General features: G+C 62.8%; 22 protein-coding genes. 6 read left to right on the forward strand and 16 right to left on the reverse strand.

Features of this window, described 5'->3' with window-relative positions; all coding sequences use genetic code 11:
• Positions 1–33: 33 nt before the first annotated feature.
• Both FJ972_RS21115 and FJ972_RS21120 read right to left on the reverse strand, forming a co-directional pair.
• On the reverse strand, positions 34–483 hold the full coding sequence (locus FJ972_RS21115; protein WP_140494381.1) for a MucR family transcriptional regulator: 450 nt from the start codon (positions 481–483) through the stop codon (positions 34–36).
• Between the two features lie 320 nt (positions 484–803).
• Positions 804–1,316 (reverse strand): DinB family protein, encoded by a 513-nt coding sequence (locus FJ972_RS21120; RefSeq protein WP_140520627.1) that lies wholly within the window; start codon positions 1,314–1,316, stop codon positions 804–806.
• Positions 1,317–1,381: 65 nt separating this feature from the next.
• Between FJ972_RS21120 and FJ972_RS21125 the strand changes: the two genes are divergently transcribed.
• Entirely contained in the window at positions 1,382–2,074 is a 693-nt protein-coding gene (locus FJ972_RS21125; protein ID WP_140515470.1) for a glutathione S-transferase family protein, read from the forward strand.
• 64 nt (positions 2,075–2,138) lie between these two features.
• Here FJ972_RS21125 and FJ972_RS21130 read toward each other — a convergent pair whose 3' ends face one another.
• Positions 2,139–2,387 (reverse strand): DUF2934 domain-containing protein, encoded by a 249-nt coding sequence (locus tag FJ972_RS21130; protein WP_226880360.1) that lies wholly within the window; start codon positions 2,385–2,387, stop codon positions 2,139–2,141.
• Positions 2,388–2,627: 240 nt separating this feature from the next.
• On the opposite strand from FJ972_RS21130, the gene ndk reads away from it, so the two are divergent.
• Both ndk and FJ972_RS21140 read left to right on the forward strand, forming a co-directional pair.
• Positions 2,628–3,050: a nucleoside-diphosphate kinase gene (ndk, locus tag FJ972_RS21135; RefSeq protein ID WP_010915217.1), complete on the forward strand. Its 423-nt coding sequence runs from the start codon at positions 2,628–2,630 to the stop codon at positions 3,048–3,050.
• A gap of 131 nt (positions 3,051–3,181) precedes the next feature.
• Positions 3,182–3,790 carry a class I SAM-dependent methyltransferase gene (locus tag FJ972_RS21140; RefSeq protein ID WP_140520628.1) on the forward strand — a complete coding sequence of 203 codons (609 nt, stop codon included), beginning with the start codon at positions 3,182–3,184 and terminating at the stop codon, positions 3,788–3,790.
• Positions 3,791–3,816: 26 nt separating this feature from the next.
• Here the strand turns inward: FJ972_RS21140 and FJ972_RS21145 are convergent, their stop codons facing one another.
• The 6 genes from FJ972_RS21145 to FJ972_RS21170 form a co-directional block, all read right to left on the reverse strand.
• Complete coding sequence (locus FJ972_RS21145) at positions 3,817–4,578, reverse strand: YbaY family lipoprotein (RefSeq protein ID WP_140520629.1); 762 nt, start codon at positions 4,576–4,578, stop codon at positions 3,817–3,819.
• Positions 4,579–4,669: 91 nt separating this feature from the next.
• Positions 4,670–5,152 (reverse strand): molybdenum cofactor biosynthesis protein MoaE, encoded by a 483-nt coding sequence (locus FJ972_RS21150; protein ID WP_140520630.1) that lies wholly within the window; start codon positions 5,150–5,152, stop codon positions 4,670–4,672.
• 1 nt (position 5,153) lies between these two features.
• On the reverse strand, positions 5,154–5,408 hold the full coding sequence (gene moaD / locus FJ972_RS21155; protein ID WP_140520631.1) for a molybdopterin converting factor subunit 1: 255 nt from the start codon (positions 5,406–5,408) through the stop codon (positions 5,154–5,156).
• Position 5,409: 1 nt separating this feature from the next.
• Positions 5,410–6,006 (reverse strand): CDP-diacylglycerol--glycerol-3-phosphate 3-phosphatidyltransferase, encoded by a 597-nt coding sequence (gene pgsA / locus FJ972_RS21160; protein ID WP_140494400.1) that lies wholly within the window; start codon positions 6,004–6,006, stop codon positions 5,410–5,412.
• Between the two features lie 171 nt (positions 6,007–6,177).
• The gene (uvrC, locus tag FJ972_RS21165) at positions 6,178–8,241 is read right to left on the reverse strand and encodes an excinuclease ABC subunit UvrC (protein ID WP_140520632.1); all 2,064 of its coding nucleotides are present in this window, start codon (positions 8,239–8,241) and stop codon (positions 6,178–6,180) included.
• The gene (locus FJ972_RS21170) at positions 8,238–8,999 is read right to left on the reverse strand and encodes an SDR family oxidoreductase (protein WP_140520633.1); all 762 of its coding nucleotides are present in this window, start codon (positions 8,997–8,999) and stop codon (positions 8,238–8,240) included. The genes uvrC and FJ972_RS21170 overlap by 4 nt, the downstream gene beginning before the upstream one ends.
• A gap of 411 nt (positions 9,000–9,410) precedes the next feature.
• On the opposite strand from FJ972_RS21170, the gene FJ972_RS21175 reads away from it, so the two are divergent.
• Positions 9,411–10,067 carry an outer membrane protein gene (locus FJ972_RS21175; protein ID WP_140494406.1) on the forward strand — a complete coding sequence of 219 codons (657 nt, stop codon included), beginning with the start codon at positions 9,411–9,413 and terminating at the stop codon, positions 10,065–10,067.
• 62 nt (positions 10,068–10,129) lie between these two features.
• Here FJ972_RS21175 and FJ972_RS21180 read toward each other — a convergent pair whose 3' ends face one another.
• A complete protein-coding gene (locus FJ972_RS21180; protein ID WP_140494408.1) occupies positions 10,130–10,726 on the reverse strand; it encodes a glutathione S-transferase family protein in 597 nt (198 codons plus the stop codon).
• 206 nt (positions 10,727–10,932) lie between these two features.
• On the opposite strand from FJ972_RS21180, the gene FJ972_RS21185 reads away from it, so the two are divergent.
• Entirely contained in the window at positions 10,933–11,589 is a 657-nt protein-coding gene (locus FJ972_RS21185; protein WP_226880366.1) for a hypothetical protein, read from the forward strand.
• A 106-nt stretch (positions 11,590–11,695) separates the two neighbouring features.
• Here the strand turns inward: FJ972_RS21185 and FJ972_RS21190 are convergent, their stop codons facing one another.
• Positions 11,696–11,866: a hypothetical protein gene (locus FJ972_RS21190; protein WP_181167200.1), complete on the reverse strand. Its 171-nt coding sequence runs from the start codon at positions 11,864–11,866 to the stop codon at positions 11,696–11,698.
• 226 nt (positions 11,867–12,092) lie between these two features.
• Here FJ972_RS21190 and FJ972_RS21195 point away from each other — a divergent pair, with 226 nt between their 5' ends.
• Positions 12,093–12,404, forward strand: coding sequence for a transcriptional regulator (locus FJ972_RS21195; protein ID WP_140520635.1), 312 nt, complete (start codon positions 12,093–12,095; stop codon positions 12,402–12,404).
• Positions 12,405–12,537: 133 nt separating this feature from the next.
• On the opposite strand, the gene FJ972_RS21200 is transcribed toward FJ972_RS21195, so the two are convergent.
• The 5 genes from FJ972_RS21200 to FJ972_RS21220 form a co-directional block, all read right to left on the reverse strand.
• Positions 12,538–12,990, reverse strand: coding sequence for a hypothetical protein (locus FJ972_RS21200; RefSeq protein ID WP_140494414.1), 453 nt, complete (start codon positions 12,988–12,990; stop codon positions 12,538–12,540).
• A gap of 100 nt (positions 12,991–13,090) precedes the next feature.
• On the reverse strand, positions 13,091–13,351 hold the full coding sequence (locus FJ972_RS21205) for a DoxX family protein (protein WP_181165134.1): 261 nt from the start codon (positions 13,349–13,351) through the stop codon (positions 13,091–13,093).
• Between the two features lie 35 nt (positions 13,352–13,386).
• Entirely contained in the window at positions 13,387–14,235 is an 849-nt protein-coding gene (locus FJ972_RS21210) for a 23S rRNA (adenine(2030)-N(6))-methyltransferase RlmJ (protein ID WP_140494416.1), read from the reverse strand.
• A complete protein-coding gene (locus tag FJ972_RS21215; protein WP_140520636.1) occupies positions 14,232–14,843 on the reverse strand; it encodes a hypothetical protein in 612 nt (203 codons plus the stop codon). Before FJ972_RS21215 ends, FJ972_RS21210 begins: the two co-directional genes overlap by 4 nt.
• A gap of 37 nt (positions 14,844–14,880) precedes the next feature.
• On the reverse strand, positions 14,881–15,540 hold the full coding sequence (locus FJ972_RS21220) for a TetR/AcrR family transcriptional regulator (protein WP_140520637.1): 660 nt from the start codon (positions 15,538–15,540) through the stop codon (positions 14,881–14,883).
• Between the last annotated feature and the right edge of the window lie 29 nt (positions 15,541–15,569).

Genomic DNA, 15,569 nt, shown 5'->3' on the forward strand with positions numbered 1-15,569 from the left:
AGCTCAGAGGCTTCCGGCTGCGGTCGGCCGCGCTCAGGCGCTGGCTTTGCCGCGCTTTGTCGCCTTGGCCACAGGGGCCGGCGCTGCCGGCTTGCGGCCAAGTCCCGTCGACTTCGCCAGCGCTGACCGTGTCGCTGAGTAGTTCGGAGCGACCATCGGATAGTCGGGCGGCAGGCCCCATTTGGTGCGATACTCATCCGGGCTCAGCCCATAGTCCGTCCTGAGGTGCCGCTTGAGCGACTTGAACTTCTTGCCGTCTTCCAGGCAGACGATGTAGTCGGGAAAAACCGACTTCTTCGGGTTCACCGCAGGAACCAGGCTTGGGCTTTCCGCGACAACGGCACCTCCGAGCTTTCGCACCGAGGCACTGACGCTGGCAATCAGGTCAGGCAGGCCGGAAACCGGCAGCGGGTTGTTGCCGACATAGGCCGAGACAATGTCAGCGGTCAGCTCGATAACGGTCTTATCCTCGATATTTGACAAATCTTTCACCCTATTTGCGACAAAATCATCTACCCCAGAGAAGAATTTCGTCGATGCATTTATTTAACCGCGTCCCCCAGACGGACCAGCAAATCTCAAAACGAATCAAGACTTGCAGTCAAATATTTTTTAGGGAAATCGGCCCCGTGCAAACTAGAAAAGCTAATTTTTCGGGTCGGCAGACTTAGGCGGCCCGGTTTGAAGGCCAATATCTCTAAAACACGCGCCGCCGGTCATAACGCGCTCCAACGTCTTTCGGCATTCAGTTCGCAGTTTCCGTGAAACGGTGAAAACTGCTCTATCGCAGCCGGCGGCCGAAATCAGGCGTATGCGCGCCCTTCCTCGGTGCGCTGGAAATGCGCCAGATCGAGCTGCACGGAAGGGCGGCCCAGAACCGTCAGGATCATATGGGCCTGGCCGCGGTGGTGGGTCTGGTGGTTGAAGACGTGGTCGAGCGCCGGAGCCAGCCGTTGCGAGACGGTGCGCATGTCCGATATCGTCATGTATATAAAGCGGCCCGACAGCGCCTTGTCGCTCAAACCGCCAACCCAGTCGACGATCCGCCGGTCCTCCGCCTCGCGCGCCATGCGCAGGCCCGGCAACGCCTGGTACAGTATGGCGTCCAGCGCCGTCGGCGCATCGCCCTCGCCGGTAAAGCGCTTCATCCAGATGCGATCGGCGGCCAGGAGGTGGTTGAGCGTGCCCTTCATCGAGCCGAAGAAAGCGCCGACGTCGCGATTGAATTCCTCTTCGTCGAGATCGGCGGCGGCATCGTAGATGCGGCCATTGGCCCATTGATTATAGGCCGCAAACATCATGAAGTGCCGTTTCATCTTTTCTCCCGCCGGCCTGTGTCGAGGCGTTGCGGGATACCTAAACCGCAAGGAAGCCGCCGCCAATGACCATTCTGCTTTATGATCTCGTCGGACGCGACGCCACCCGCCCCTTCAGCCCGCATTGCTGGAAGGCGACGATGGCGCTGGCTCATAAGGGGCTGGAGATCAGCGCGGTGCCGACACGTTTTCTCGAAGTGCCCCGCGTCGAGGGCGGCGCATCGAAACTCGTGCCGGTGATCCGCGACGGCGAGACGGTCGTCGCGGATTCCTTCGCCATCGCGCTTTATCTCGACGAAACCTATCCGGACCGGCCGTCGCTGTTTGGCGGCGAAGGCGGCAAGGCCATGGCGCGCTTCATCGAGCGCTGGTCGCAACTGACCATCCATCCCTATGTGACCACCGCCGCGATCATGGACCTTTATGCCATGCAGGATACGGAGAACGCCGCCTATTTCCGCCAGAGCCGGGAGCAGCGCCTGGGCAAGAGCCTGGAAGAGGTGATGGCCGCGCGGGATGCCGGGCTTGGCAATTTCAGGGCTTCCCTGGAGCCGCTGCGCTCGATGCTCGCCTATCAGCCATTCATAGGCGGAGATTCGCCCCTGTTTGCCGACTATATCGTGTTCGGCGCGCTGCAATGGGCACGCATCGCCTCGCCCTACCCATTGCTCGACGACCACGATGTCGTGGCGCAGTGGTTCGCCCGCTGCCTCGACCTGCATGGCGGGCTGGGTCGGACGGTTGCGGCGGCCGCGTGAAACCTTAGCGCCTGACCTTGCGGCAGGGCCAGCGACGAGCCATCGGCTCCGCTATGGCCAGGTCTTATTTAGCCGCCTTTTTTGGCTTGCCGGGCTTGGCGGCGGTCTTGGCCTCTTTGGGCGCGGTTTTTGCCTTGCCGGCGACGGCCGCCTTTCTTGCTGGCTTCTTCACCGCGGATGACCCTGCATCCTCCTGGTCGATGTCGGCCGTCGCCTGTTGCCAATGGCGCTCATGCTGTCCGGCCGGTTGCCCTTCTTCCTGCCAGATATGATGTGCGCGGCTGCGAATGCGCTCCTGGCGATCGTCTGTCATGGTCATGGTCTCCATCCGGGCCGACCTCAGCGCGGCGCCGACATGTGACTATAGCAAGCAAAGCCTAATATTGCAGCCGTCCGATCTCGGGCTGGCGGCATCGCCGATATCGGCCCGGCACGCAAACGCGCATGGCGTCGACTTCCCCTGTCGACACCTCTGTCGACTTCCTCTTGGCAATGAGCCGGCCGGCTTGTATAGAGCCCGCCACTCCCAATCCAACCAGACAAGGACGACCCAATGGCGCTCGAACGCACCTTTTCCATGATCAAGCCGGACGCAACGCGGCGCAATCTCACCGGCGCTATCACCAAGATGCTGGAAGATGCCGGTCTGCGCGTCATCGCTTCGCGCCGCGTTTGGATGAGCCGCCGCGAGGCGGAAGGTTTTTACGCCGTCCACAAGGATCGTCCGTTCTTCGGCGAGCTGGTGGAATTCATGTCGTCGGCGCCGACGATCGTGCAGGTGCTGGAAGGCGAGAACGCCATTGCCAGGAACCGTGAGGTGATGGGCGCCACCAACCCGGCCAACGCCGCCGAAGGCACCATCCGTAAGGTGCATGCGCTGTCGATCGGCGAGAATTCGGTGCACGGTTCGGACGCGCCGGAAACCGCTGCGCAGGAGATCAAGTACTGGTTCTCCGACACCGAGATCGTCGGCTGAGCCGACCCTGGCATTGTGACCGAAAAAGGCCGGCGGATTGCCGGCCTTTTTCATTGAAACGGATCGATCCGGCACTGCCGTTGAACCCTTGCCCGCGCTAAAGTCGGTCAGGCACAGGGAGCCGGCGAAGCATGACCAGCACCATTCCCGGCTTCTTCCAGGGCACCGAGATGCCATCGAGCGGCTGGTGGGAGGTGCTGTGGCCCGACCCCGGTGCCGTGCTTTCGTCAACGGGACTGAAGCCGGGCATGGAGGTGGCCGACCTCTGCTGTGGCGACGGCTGGTTTACGTTGCCCATCGCCAGGGTCGCCCGCCATGTCGTCGGCATCGATATCGATACCGACCTGCTCGACGTCACCCGTCGCCGGCTCAATGAAAACGGCACGAGGAATTTCGATCTCGTAGCGGGCGATGCCTATGAACTCGCGAGCCTGATATCCCGCCCCGTCGATTTCATCTTCATGGCAAACGCCTTCCACGGCGTGCCGGACCGGCCACGGCTGGCGCGAGCCGTTAGCGAAGCGCTCGTCCCTGCCGGACGCTTTGTTGTCGTCAACTGGCATCAGCAGCCGCGTGAACAAACCACGGTGCTCGGCGAGCCCCGCGGACCGAAGACCGAATTGAGGATATCGCCGGAACAGACCATCACGGCCGTCGAGGCGGCCGGCCTCAAATTCATCGAGCTGGTCGAGGTGCCGCCCTACCACTATGGCGCCGTGTTCGAAAAAATGAGCGGCTGACCTCCGCCGACACCCGTTTCATGGCATCAGCTCGCGGCGCTGAAACGCAGGATCTCGCGGCCGTTCCCGTCGGCGATGGTCAACTTGCCGGCATCGACTTTATACGAAGCCGCCTTTGCCAGAGCCTCGAACAGCGCCTTTTCCTCCGCCATCACCTCGGGCGCGCAGGCCTTGTAGGTCGAGCCGATGTCGCTGATCGCGATCTTCAGGCCATCGAGGTTGGCGGTGGCAAAATAGCTGTTGCAGGGACCGTTGCCGCCGGCCTTGCCTGCTTCACTCACTCGGAATGTCGCTTGCGGCGCGGCGATGGCTACGCCGTCGACATAATCGAGAAGCCAAAGCTGATCGAGAACGGAAGCAGTGGGCTCGGGGCTTGGCGTCACCATCTTGAGCATGATGGTTTGCGGCGCATCGGTCAGCGGATCGACTTGATGGCGCTCATCCGAGATGAACAGGAGCCTGTCGCCGACGGTGATGCGGGCCTGCAACGCATAGGTCATCCGCCGCTGGATCCGGGACGGATCGAATTTGACCGCAAAGCTGATCGGCACCTGGCCTGCCGGCGTCAGCTTCTGTTCGCCGACGATTTTGGCGGGCGCGTCGGCCAACGAGACATCGGCAAGCTGGACCGAGAGCACGGCATTGGGCGGCAAGGCGATGCGCTCGCGGTAGGTCACCTCGCCCTTCAGGGCTTTTTCGGCGGTCACGGAGAGTTCCGGCACGGCCAGTATACCGACGACCAGAGGCACGAAACCGAAGACGAAGAACTCCGCTATCCTGTCCAGCACGACCATCTCCCTTCCCCGGGCTGGCCACAGCCCAGGCTGACCAACAACGAATTGGCCAAAGGATTGCGGTCAATGCGTGGCTGATGCAAAATTATTCGGACGGTGGCCTTTTCCAGCGCCCTGCCGCCTGCTCGTCTTTCTCCTTGGCCTCGACCCAGCCGCCCTCGGAGCCGTCGGCATGATGCTCCTTTTTCCAGAAGGGAGCCTGCGACTTCAGATAATCCATGAGGAAATTCGCCGCCTCGAACGCGGCTTGCCGATGCACGGAGGCCGCCACCACCAGCACGATGTTCTCGCCTGGCCGGATCTTGCCATGACGGTGGATGGCGGTGATGCCCTGCAGCGGCCAGCGCTGAACCGCTTCGGCCGTGATGCGGGCGATTTCGGCCTCTGCCATGCCCGGATAATGCTCGAGTTCAAGGGCCGAGAGCGTCCCCTGCTCGTCACGGCACAGGCCCGAGAAGGTGACCACAGCGCCGATGTCGGCGCGGCCTTGCGTCAGTCTGGCGATTTCGGCGGCGACGTCAAAATCTCGGCGCTGAACGCGCACGACAGGTACGACCGCGCCGGCCATCTCAGCCCCCGGTCATCGGCGGAAACAGCGCGATCTCGCGCGCGCCAGATATCTTTTCGCCGTGCTCGACATGTTCCTGGTTGATAGCGACGCGGATCACGTCGGGATATTGCAGCGCATGGTCGTATTCCTCGCCGCGCGACTTCAGCCAGCGCAAGAGGTCCGCGACCGTCTCGACGCCATGCGGCAAGTCCACGTCTTCGTCCGGCTTGCCGATTCGCTCCCGCACCCAGGCGAAGTAGATGAGCTTCGTCATCCTATTCGTCCATGATGTGCTTGAGGCCGGCGCGGAAGTAGTCATAGCCGGTGTAAAGCGTGACCAGGGCAGCGATCCACAACAGCACCAGGCCGGTCTGTGTGGTGAGCGGAAAAATCTTGTCGCCGGCCGGCCCGGCGAGCAGGAAGGCGATGGCGACCATCTGGATAGTGGTTTTCCATTTGGCAAGCTGCGTCACCGGCACGGAGACCTTGAGCGCGGCCAAATATTCGCGCAGGCCCGAAACCAGGATTTCGCGGCACAGGATGATGATCGCCGCCCACAGAGACCAGCCGGCAATGCCGGCATGGCGGTCGGTGTCGGCGGCAAGCAGCAGCAGGCATGTCGCGACCAGCAGCTTGTCGGCAATGGGGTCGAGCATCTTGCCGATGTTCGAGGTCTGCTTCCAGGCGCGGGCGAAATAGCCATCGAAATAGTCGGTGATGGACGCCAGCAGGAAAATGATCAGCGCCGACCAGCGGGCGAAGTCGCTCGACTTCAGATGTCCCTCGAGGAAAAAGCACAGCACCACCAGCGGCACCGCGATAATGCGGGCGTAGGTGAGGATGTTCGGAAGGTTGAACGCGCGCTGAGCCATATCCGGGGGAACTCTTTCTGCCTGCGTACTCAAATCAGAAGCTGATGTAGGGGGTCAACAGGCCAAAATCGATTGGCCAGCAAAAATAGGCCAATCTTGTCATCTCGCGGGCTACGCCGCGCCGCTCCTTGCTTCGCCCGGGAGCCGACGGTCGCTTTCGGGCGACATGCATCAGTTCTCGTGGAAATGGTTGTAAACCAGTCTGGCCACCTGCTCGGAAATGCCTTCGACCTTTACCAGGTCCTCGATTGCCGCGCGACCGACCGCCTTGGCGGTGCCGAAATGCATCAGCAGCGCCCGCTTGCGGCTGGGGCCGATGCCGCCGATCTCGTCGAGCGGGCTCTTGACCATCTCCTTCTTGCGGCGGGCCCGGTGCGAGCCGATGGCGAAACGGTGAACCTCGTCGCGTAGGCGCTGGACAAAATAGAGCACCGGGTCGCGTACCGGCAGCGAAAACGAGTCCCTGCCCTTGACGAAGAAGCGCTCGCGGCCCGCGTCGCGGTCCTGGCCCTTGGCGATGCCGATGGCCACGACCCGGTCCTCGATGCCGAGATCGGCGAGGATCTTGCGCACGGCGCTCATCTGGCCCTGGCCGCCATCGATCAGGATGACGTCGGGCCAGGCAGGGAAGCCGCCCGACATGTCGCCCTCATCGCTGTCCGCCTCGCCTGCCGCGGCATCGTTGGGCGTCACATCGCCATGCTCCTTGAGCAATCGTGAAAAGCGCCGCTCCATCACTTCGCGCATCATGCCGAAATCGTCGCCGGGCGTGATCTCGGTCGAGCGGATATTGAATTTCCGGTACTGGTTCTTCACAAAACCTTCCGGCCCGGCGACGACCATGGCGCCGACGGCGTTGGTGCCCATGATGTGCGAATTGTCGTAGACCTCGATGCGCACCGGCGGCTTTTCGAGCCCGAAGGTCTCGGCGAAGCCGGCGAGCAACCTGGCCTGCGTCGAGGTTTCGGCCAGCCGACGGCCGAGCGCCTCGCGGGCATTTTGCAACGCGTTGTCGGTCAGGTCCTTCTTCTCGCCGCGCTGCGGCACCGAGATCGATACTTTGCGGCCGGCGCGGGTCGAGAGCGCCTCGGCCAACAGTTCCTGGTCCTCCACGGCGTGCGACAGCAGAATGGCGCGCGGCGTCGGCTTGTCGTCATAGAACTGCGCCAGGAACGAGCCCAGCACCTCGGCCCCTTCCAGCGCCGGATCGGCCTTCGGGAAATAGGCGCGGTTGCCCCAGTTCTGGCCGGTGCGGAAGAAGAACACCTGGATGCAGACCTGGCCGCCCTCCTGATGGATTGCGAAGACATCGGCCTCGTCGACGGTCTGCGGATTGATGCCCTGGTGGCTCTGCACGTGCGAGAGTGCCGCCAGCCGGTCTCGATAGATGGCGGCGCGCTCGAAATCGAGGTCTTGCGAGGCCTGCTGCATGGCGGCCGAAATCTCGGTCTTCACCTTCTGGCTGCGGCCGGAAAGAAAATCCTTCGCCTCGGCAACCAGCTCGGCATAGTCGCTATGCGAAATCTCGCCGGTGCACGGACCGGCGCAGCGCTTGATCTGATAGAGCAGGCAAGGCCGCGTGCGGTTCTCGTAGAAGGAGTTGGTGCAACTCCTCAGGAGGAAGGCGCGCTGCAAGGAATTGATGGTGCGGCCGACCGCGCCCGCGGAAGCGAAGGGGCCGAAATAATCACCTTTGCGCGAACGCGCGCCGCGATGCTTGTAGATGCCGGGCGAGACATGGTCGCCCGTCAAGAGAATGTAGGGAAACGACTTGTCGTCGCGCATCAGCACGTTGAAACGTGGCCGCAGCCGCTTGATGAGGTTGGCCTCCAACAGCAGCGCCTCGATCTCGGTGCGGGTGACGACGAACTCCATCGTCGCGGTCTCGCGCACCATGCGGCCGATGCGGTTGGTGTGGAAGCGGCCTTGCGCGTAATTGGTGACGCGCTTCTTCAGGCTGCGGGCCTTGCCGACATAGAGCACGTCGCCATTGGCATTCATCATGCGGTAGACGCCCGGCGCATTGGGCAGCCGCTTGACCAGCGTCTGGATCACTTCGGCGCCGACCATGCCGTCGGCATCGCCGGCATGCGGCGTCCAGTCGATGGCGGTGAAGGCGACGTCCGGGCCGGCCGGTTCGACGATCTCCTCCGCCGCCTCGTCCTCGAGGTCGATTTCGGGTGGCAGATCGTCGGCGCCGCCACGCATCTTGTGTTTCTGCTCTGCGGGACTCATTCCGTCATGCCTGTCACATCAGGTGTGCGCCATGCAAGATGCTGGCCGCCATCAAGCGCGATCATCTGCCCGGTAACCGAGCGGGCTTCCCAGAGATAGCGGATTGTGGCGCCGAATTCCGGCAATTGCGGGCCGCGTTTCAAAATGAGACCGGCGAGTTGCGCGGCAAAGTCACTGTCGTCCTGGTGCGCGTTCTTCAAGGTCGGGCCAGGACCGATGGCGTTGACGCGGATGCGCGGGCCGAGCGCCTGCGCCATCATCTGGGTTGCCGTCCACAAGGCGGACTTCGACAGCGCATAGGAGAAGTAGCGCGGCGTCGGCCGCCAGACACGCTGGTCGATCATGTTGACGATCAGCCCCTCCTGCCCGTCCGGCAGGGCCCGGGCAAAGTTCTGCGTCAACAGTGCCGGGGTCTTCACATGAATGGCGAAGTGGCGGTCCCAGCCCTGCCAGTCGAAATCAAGAACCGAATCGTCCTCGAACAGCGAAGCGTTGTTGACCAGCAGCGAGATCGGCCCGAGCGCGGCTTCGGCGCGGCCGACCAGGTCGCCGACCTCGGCCATATCGGTCAGATCGGCGGCGACCACGGCGGCGTGGCCGCCGGCGCGGTTGATCCGCTGGGCAAGCGCATCCGCGTCGTCGCGCGAGCGGTTGCAGTGAATGGCGACGGCAAAACCGTGGGCGGCGAGATCCTCGACAATCGCGCTACCGATCCGTTTTGCCCCGCCCGTCACCAGCGCCGCGGTGGCTTTGCTCATCTGTTGTCAATCCTCGGTTTCGGCGCGAAGGAGGGCGCCGGCAAATTATGGCCCGCCACCCGTTAAATGGCGTTCGCACCTGCGGCAGCATTGTGGCGAAACGGCCGGTTCGGCATCTCTAGCCGGCCCCGCAATGGGCCAGCCTCGAAACAATATAGGGGGCCGGACTCCTTGCACCAAGCCGCGTGCGGCGCAGCACGGCCCATCTGCTGACATTTCGCTGTTGCGAAGATGCAACGTCAAGTTTCTGCCTCATTCGCGCCGGGGAATGACCCAAGTTCAGGTTCGCTTCAGCCGCATTTCGACACGACATTTGGAACCGACGAACGCCAGATCCGTTTCACCCCCCGGACGGGTTGATGGGCGATCGTAAGAACAAGCCTGTGTCCTGTGGCTTAAGGAGTAACAACAATGCAAGCCAATCTCAAATTCGCACGGCCGCTGGCCGTAGCGCTCGGGCTCTTCGCCCTCGGTGGAACTGCCTATGCCGCCGATGTGGTCCAGGAAGAGCCGCCGGCACCTGCCCCGGTCGCCGAACTGCCCGTCGCGTCCTGGGCCGGCCCCTATGCCGGTCTTAATCTTGGCTATGGCTTCAGTGGCCGTACCAAGGAAAAGGATTTCGACGTTGAGACCGATACCAAGGGTTTCATCGGCAGCGTCTTCGGCGGCTATCAGTGGCAGCAGGAGAACTTCGTCTACGGCGGTGAAGCCGAACTCGGCTACAACGGCGTCAAGGGCGACGACAATGGCATCGACTCCAAGGCCGGCTTCGAAGGCTCGCTGCGTGCCCGTCTCGGCTACGCTGTGACCCCGGAAATCCTGCTCTACGGCACCGGTGGTCTCGCCGGCAGGAGCCTGAAGGTGGAGGACAGCGTCCTCGGCGCCAGCGACCGCGCCACCATGATCGGCTGGACCGCCGGTCTTGGTACCGACATCAAGCTGACCGACAATGTGTTCGGCCGCGTCGAATACCGCTACACCGACTTCGGCAGCAAGGACTTCGATGGCATCGGCAAGGTCAAGGCCACCGACAACCGCGTCACCTTCGGCGTCGGTATGAAGTTCTAAGTCGTTCAAGCCACGACACGAAGAAGCCGGGCCTCGCGCCCGGCTTTTTTATTGTCGGCCGCTCACGCGGGAACGCAGGGTTTCAGGTCAGGGAATTTCTCATCGAAGCGCGCGGCCCAGCGGACCAGCCGGTTGCGGCCTTTTTCCCATTTCCCGGCGAAACGCAGCGCCAGGTAGCCAAGGCAGGCGCGCAGCGCCATCTGGCCGGCGGTGATCTTCTTCGGCAGTTTCGGCGGATTGGCGTTGAGTAGATCGAGCGCGGCGGTGATCTTCGCCCACTGGCGATCGAGCCAGGGCTGGTAGACCATCTCCTCGGGCCGCGTGCGGCGCTCATAAACCATCGACAGCGCACAGTCGCAGATGCCGTCCGCCAACGCTTCCAGCACTTCCGCTTCCAGCCGCTTGTCGGGATTGCGCGGAAACAGCGCGCTCTTCGACATCCGGTTGAGCTGCTGGGTGATGGCTCGGCTGTCGTGGATCGAGCGGCCGTCGTCGAGCACCAGCACGGGGATCTTGCCCAGCGGATTGGCGCCGATCAGTTCGGCCGGCTTGTCTTCGGTCTTGACAGGCGCCAGGTCGACCGCGATGCCGGCATAAAGGGCCGCCATTCGTACCTTGGAACTATAGGGGGACGTGGAGGCGTAAAGCAGCTTCGGCATGATCAGGTTCCTGTTGGCAGCCCGTCACTGTTGACCGGGCGCCCTTCCCCGCGCAACAGCCAGAAGCGGAAAAACCAGCCGCCAGCAGCCGGCGACCACTCCTGCATGCCTTGGTCTCTTGTACGCCTTGATCAGGATGCGCCACATGGTGACGGCGGCAAACTCCGACAGGCCGACAAGACCAACGATCGTCCCGTCGCCGCGTGATGGCGCGGGCAACAAAAGCCCACCGGACTTCGCCCTGCGGCGAAGTCCTGGGAGCTGCGAAAGATATCTGGCGTCCGCCCCTCTCGTTGCGCCCCAATGCCAGAGCAGAGGGCGAGGCCTCAACGGCACCTGCCCTCATTTCTGCCGACACGGTCCCCGGCGCGAAGAAACGCGACTACTTCTTCGCGGCCTTCGCCGGCGCTGCTTTCTTGGCGGCTGGCGCCGCCTTCTTCACCGGTGCCGAAGACTTCGCCGCGGCAGCCTTGGCCGGAGCCTTGGCAGGGGCTGCCTTCTTGGCAGCGGGCTTGGCCGCGGCCTTGGCAGCCGGCTTCCTGGCCGGAGCGGCTTTCTTTGCCGGAGCGGCCTTCTTGGCCGGTGCAGCCTTCTTTGCGGATGCGGCGCTGGCCTTGGCGGGCGCTGCCTTCTTCGCCGCCGGTTTCGCGGCGGCCTTGGCTGCCGGCTTTTTGGCCGGTGCCGCCTTTGCCTTCGGCGCTGCCGCCTTCGGTTTGGCAGCGGGTGCTGCTTTCTTGACCGCGGTCGCGGCTTTCGCCGCCGCCGCTTTTACAGGTGCTTTCTTTGCCGGTGCCTTGGATGCCGGCGCTTTTGATGACTGCTTAGCCATGCGATGCCCCTTGCGTTATGCCGACGACCGTTAATGGCCCGGCGTGTCATGCTTATCTGACTCGCGCCTCGCTAGCCAGCGAAGCAATGATATGATTTTCTCAGCTTAAATTTTCGTTGCGATCGACACATGATCACTCATCATCGCAAAAATATGGCGTTATCTTCCGATATCGCCAGCAATTTGGCATCGACATTCTCGATGCGCTGCGTGGGCGCGCCTGCCATGAAGCTGCAAAGATCAGCAAGCAGCTTCGCGCATTGATCTTCGGCCGCGAATATCATGAGCTGCGGCTTATAGAGAATGATCATCTTTTGCAGGCGACCGGTCCCTTCGGATTACAAGTGCAATGCGATGCGCCGATCTGGAGATCACCTTGTCAAGCCTGGCTTCATCACTGAATTGACAGATTACTCTGTATACCAGAGTATTCTGGCAAGTGTGTTCGATGTCGTTCACAAAGGCGAATGGTTAGTACTGCCCGAGGCTGCAGAGCCGTAGGGTGACAGCTCAAGGTCCGCAGCATTGGAGCCATTGATGAGTGCCGACGACATCATCCATCAGGGTACACGGCTCAGGATCATGGCCGCCCTGAACACGCTGGAAAGACGCGAGGCGCTGGAGTTCACGCAACTGAAAGCCATGATCGAAACCACCGACGGAAATCTCGGCGCGCATCTCGATACGCTGGCCAAAGCGGGCTACGTCGATGTTGAAAAGCTTTTCGTCGGGCGGCGGCCGCGGACACGGATCAAAGCAACGACGATCGGGCGCCGCGCTTTTCGCAGTCACGTTGCCTTTCTTCGAAAGATCATCGGTGAAGCCGAGGCGACGCGAGGCAGGAAATAGCACTGCGATTGGCAAACATTGTCGGCGCGTGCCGCGCGGCACATATTTTCGTCAGGGCCGATACCCCGAGTCACAGAAAAGGCCCGCGGCTTGAGCCGCAGGCTCTAACGAAATCGAGACTGGAAACCGCCCGCTAGCGCAGGATGCGGCAGCGGCCGTTGTAGACCATCCAGCGGTCGAAGCCCGAGACGCAGAATTCGACATTGTCGCCGATCGAGGCAAAGCCCTGGCCTTCCTCGATCAGGTACCAGATGGCGCGGTCGCGGCCATCTGACAGGGCGACCGTGGCGCCGCAATAGCGCCGGCCGATCGGCCATTCCTCGCTGGCCGGCAAGTAGCGGTGCTGGTGGATGCGGTGGAAATCGGTGATCGCGACATCCGGCAGGTGCGGGACGTGCCGCACCTGATAGGAGAAGCGGCTGGTGATCTTGTTCAGCACCCAGGCTTCGCCGCAAATGCCGCTGTCCTCGTCAGAATAGACGGCAAGATCGGCGGCTTGCGCCGCCTGGGTGAAGCCAAGCGATGTGCCAAATGGCGTGCAGAGCGAGATCAGGGCGGCAAGGGCGGAGCGGGCGAAGCGAGTCATGGCAGCCTCTCAAGGTCGATTGCGCGCACTGTGCGGGATTCGCCGGGCGGCGGTCAAGCGATTGCATTGACAATGGTTTCCAGGGCGTGGCCGCCGGCCATCAGCCGGGACGCGCCGCCAGCAGCAGCCCGCCGATAACGGCGATGTTGACCAGGAACGCGGACCTCAGCGCCTGCCTTTCCGGCCCGTGATGGCGCCAGAAGGGCAGGACGAGCAGGTTCGCCGCCACCGTGAACAGGATGAGCGCGCCGGCGGCATAGGGCACCGCGGCGCCGATGGCGAGGCAGAAGCCGGCCACCAATTCCAGCGGAGCGGAGCCGGGCCGGCCGCAGACCCGCTTTAACTGTTTGTCTTGGCGCATCTGTAAGGACGCCGCTCGCAGCCTGCATCCCGCTGCTACTCCCCTGCCAGCCAGTTCAGCGTCCAGTGCGCCGGCTTTTCCAAGACCAGCAATTTGTGCAGGGCCGGCAGGAGAATGCGCAATTCACCTTCCAGCGTGAAAGGCGGGTTGGCCACGACCAGGCCGCTGCCGTCGAGGCTGGGCTCTTGCGACGCGGGCCGGATTTCGAATTCGATGTCGAGCAATTTCGGAACGCCGGTTTCCTTCAGTGCCTTGCGGAAGCCAATCACCGCCTTGCGGTCCTTGATCGGATACCACAGCGCATAGATGCCGCCCGGCCAGCGCTTGTGCGCCTTCGCCAGCCCGTCGACGAGGCGGCCGAACTCGCCCTCTTCCTCGAATGGCGGATCGATCAGCACCAGTCCTCGCTTTTCCTTCGGCGGCAGGTGTGCGCCGAGCGCCAGCCAGCCGTCGAGCTCGATCACCCTTGTCTGGAAATCGCCGGCGAATTCCGTCTTCAGCTTCGCGACATCCTTCGGGTGCAGCTCGATCGCCGATAGCCGGTCCTGCTTACGCAGAAGGTGCCGCGCGACCAGCGGCGAGCCCGGATATTTTTTCAATGGACCGTCTGCGTTGCACGCACGCACCGCGTCGAGATAGGGCGCGAGCAGCATTGCGGCCTGGGCTTCGGGCGCGGCATCGACCAGCCGGCCGATGCCGCCTTGCCATTCGCCGGTCTTCTGCGCCTCGAGCGAGGACAGATCGTAGCGGCCGATGCCTGCATGAGTGTCGATGACGCGGAACGCCTTGTCCTTCTGCTTCAGATATTCAAGCAGCCGCGTCAGCACGACGTGCTTGACGACGTCGGCAAAATTTCCGGCGTGATAGGCGTGGCGATAGTTCATGTGGAACCCCTGCCCCAACGTGGCGGCGGTGGCTGTGAATTCGGATTTTGCGGCCGGCCGCCGGCAGAACGCAAGGACAGCAGGAAGCCGATCAAGCCGATCGCCATCAGCGCGAAGCCAACCGGTCGCGCACGGCTGTCGGTCTCGCCCACACCGGAGCGCAAGACAAGATCGACCGCGCCTATCGGGATGTCGTCGGCGTCGCCGGGACCGACGGTGAAGACATAGGGGCCGGGGCCGACGGTCCGGATCACGCCAGCCTCATCGCGGAAGATCTTGTCGGGCAGTTGCGGGCTCGCCTGACGCGGATTGTCGGAATGATTGAACTGAAGCGTCGAGGCAAGCACCGTGCGGCCGCCGGAGGCGGCTGTCAGCGTCAGCACCGTGCGCTGCTGCGAAACGATGCGCTCGGCCCTCGCGGTCAAGTCGACCAGCACCCTGACCGGCGCATCGCGCGCGGCAAGCGGCACTGTGACCTGCCTGAAGCGGCCGCCCTCATAGACCCGCCAGCTGCCGATCTGGTGACCGGAGAAATTAGTCATCGCCCATGGATAGATGGCGCCGACGCCGATGCCGGCGAGCAGGATCAACAGGAACAGAAAGCGCATTCAGGGAATCACCTTGTAGTCGGACGTTGCCGGACAATTAGGCTGCATTGGCGCTGTCGCGCAGGCGCTCCATTTCGTCCAATAGCATGTCGAGGCCGAGTTCGAATGTCTTGTCGAAACCGCCGGTGCCGAAATAGGTCCCGGCCGCCATGACACTGGGGAAATCCTTCGCCAGTTGCTCGTCGTCGACGGTGGTCACCGCCGACGGGCCCTTGGCGTAGCCCGCGGTCTCGTCGAGGATCGCGCCCATGAGATAATAGCTGGCGGTGCGAAACAGCCTGGCGCTGAGTTCCGGGCCGAAACCGCCAGCCTCGAACAGGCCGATGACGCCGTTCAGCATAGCAAGGCAAGGCGGCGAATTCATCCGGTAGACGACAAGGAATGGCGCAAAGGCCGGGTGCTCCCTCGCAACACGGCGAAACTCATGCATGACCATCCGAATCCTGTCGCGCCACGGCATGCTGTCGTCGGGGATAACCATCCCGCTGACCTGGCGATCGACCAACGCCTCATAGAGGTGCGCTTGCGAGGGGAAGTAATGATAAATGCTCATCGCCTCGCAGCCGAGCACGGCGGCGAGCTTGCGCATCGAAAAACCGGAAAGGCCCTCCTTCTCGATCACCTCGAAAGCGGCATCCTCGATCATCTCGCGGGACAGCCGTCCGCGTGCTCGCTTTTTTTTGACCGATGAGTCCATGGCCGCGCTTGACAACTTACAGCGTAAGG

Source organism: Mesorhizobium sp. B2-1-1 (assembly GCF_006442975.2).
GTDB lineage: Bacteria > Pseudomonadota > Alphaproteobacteria > Rhizobiales > Rhizobiaceae > Mesorhizobium.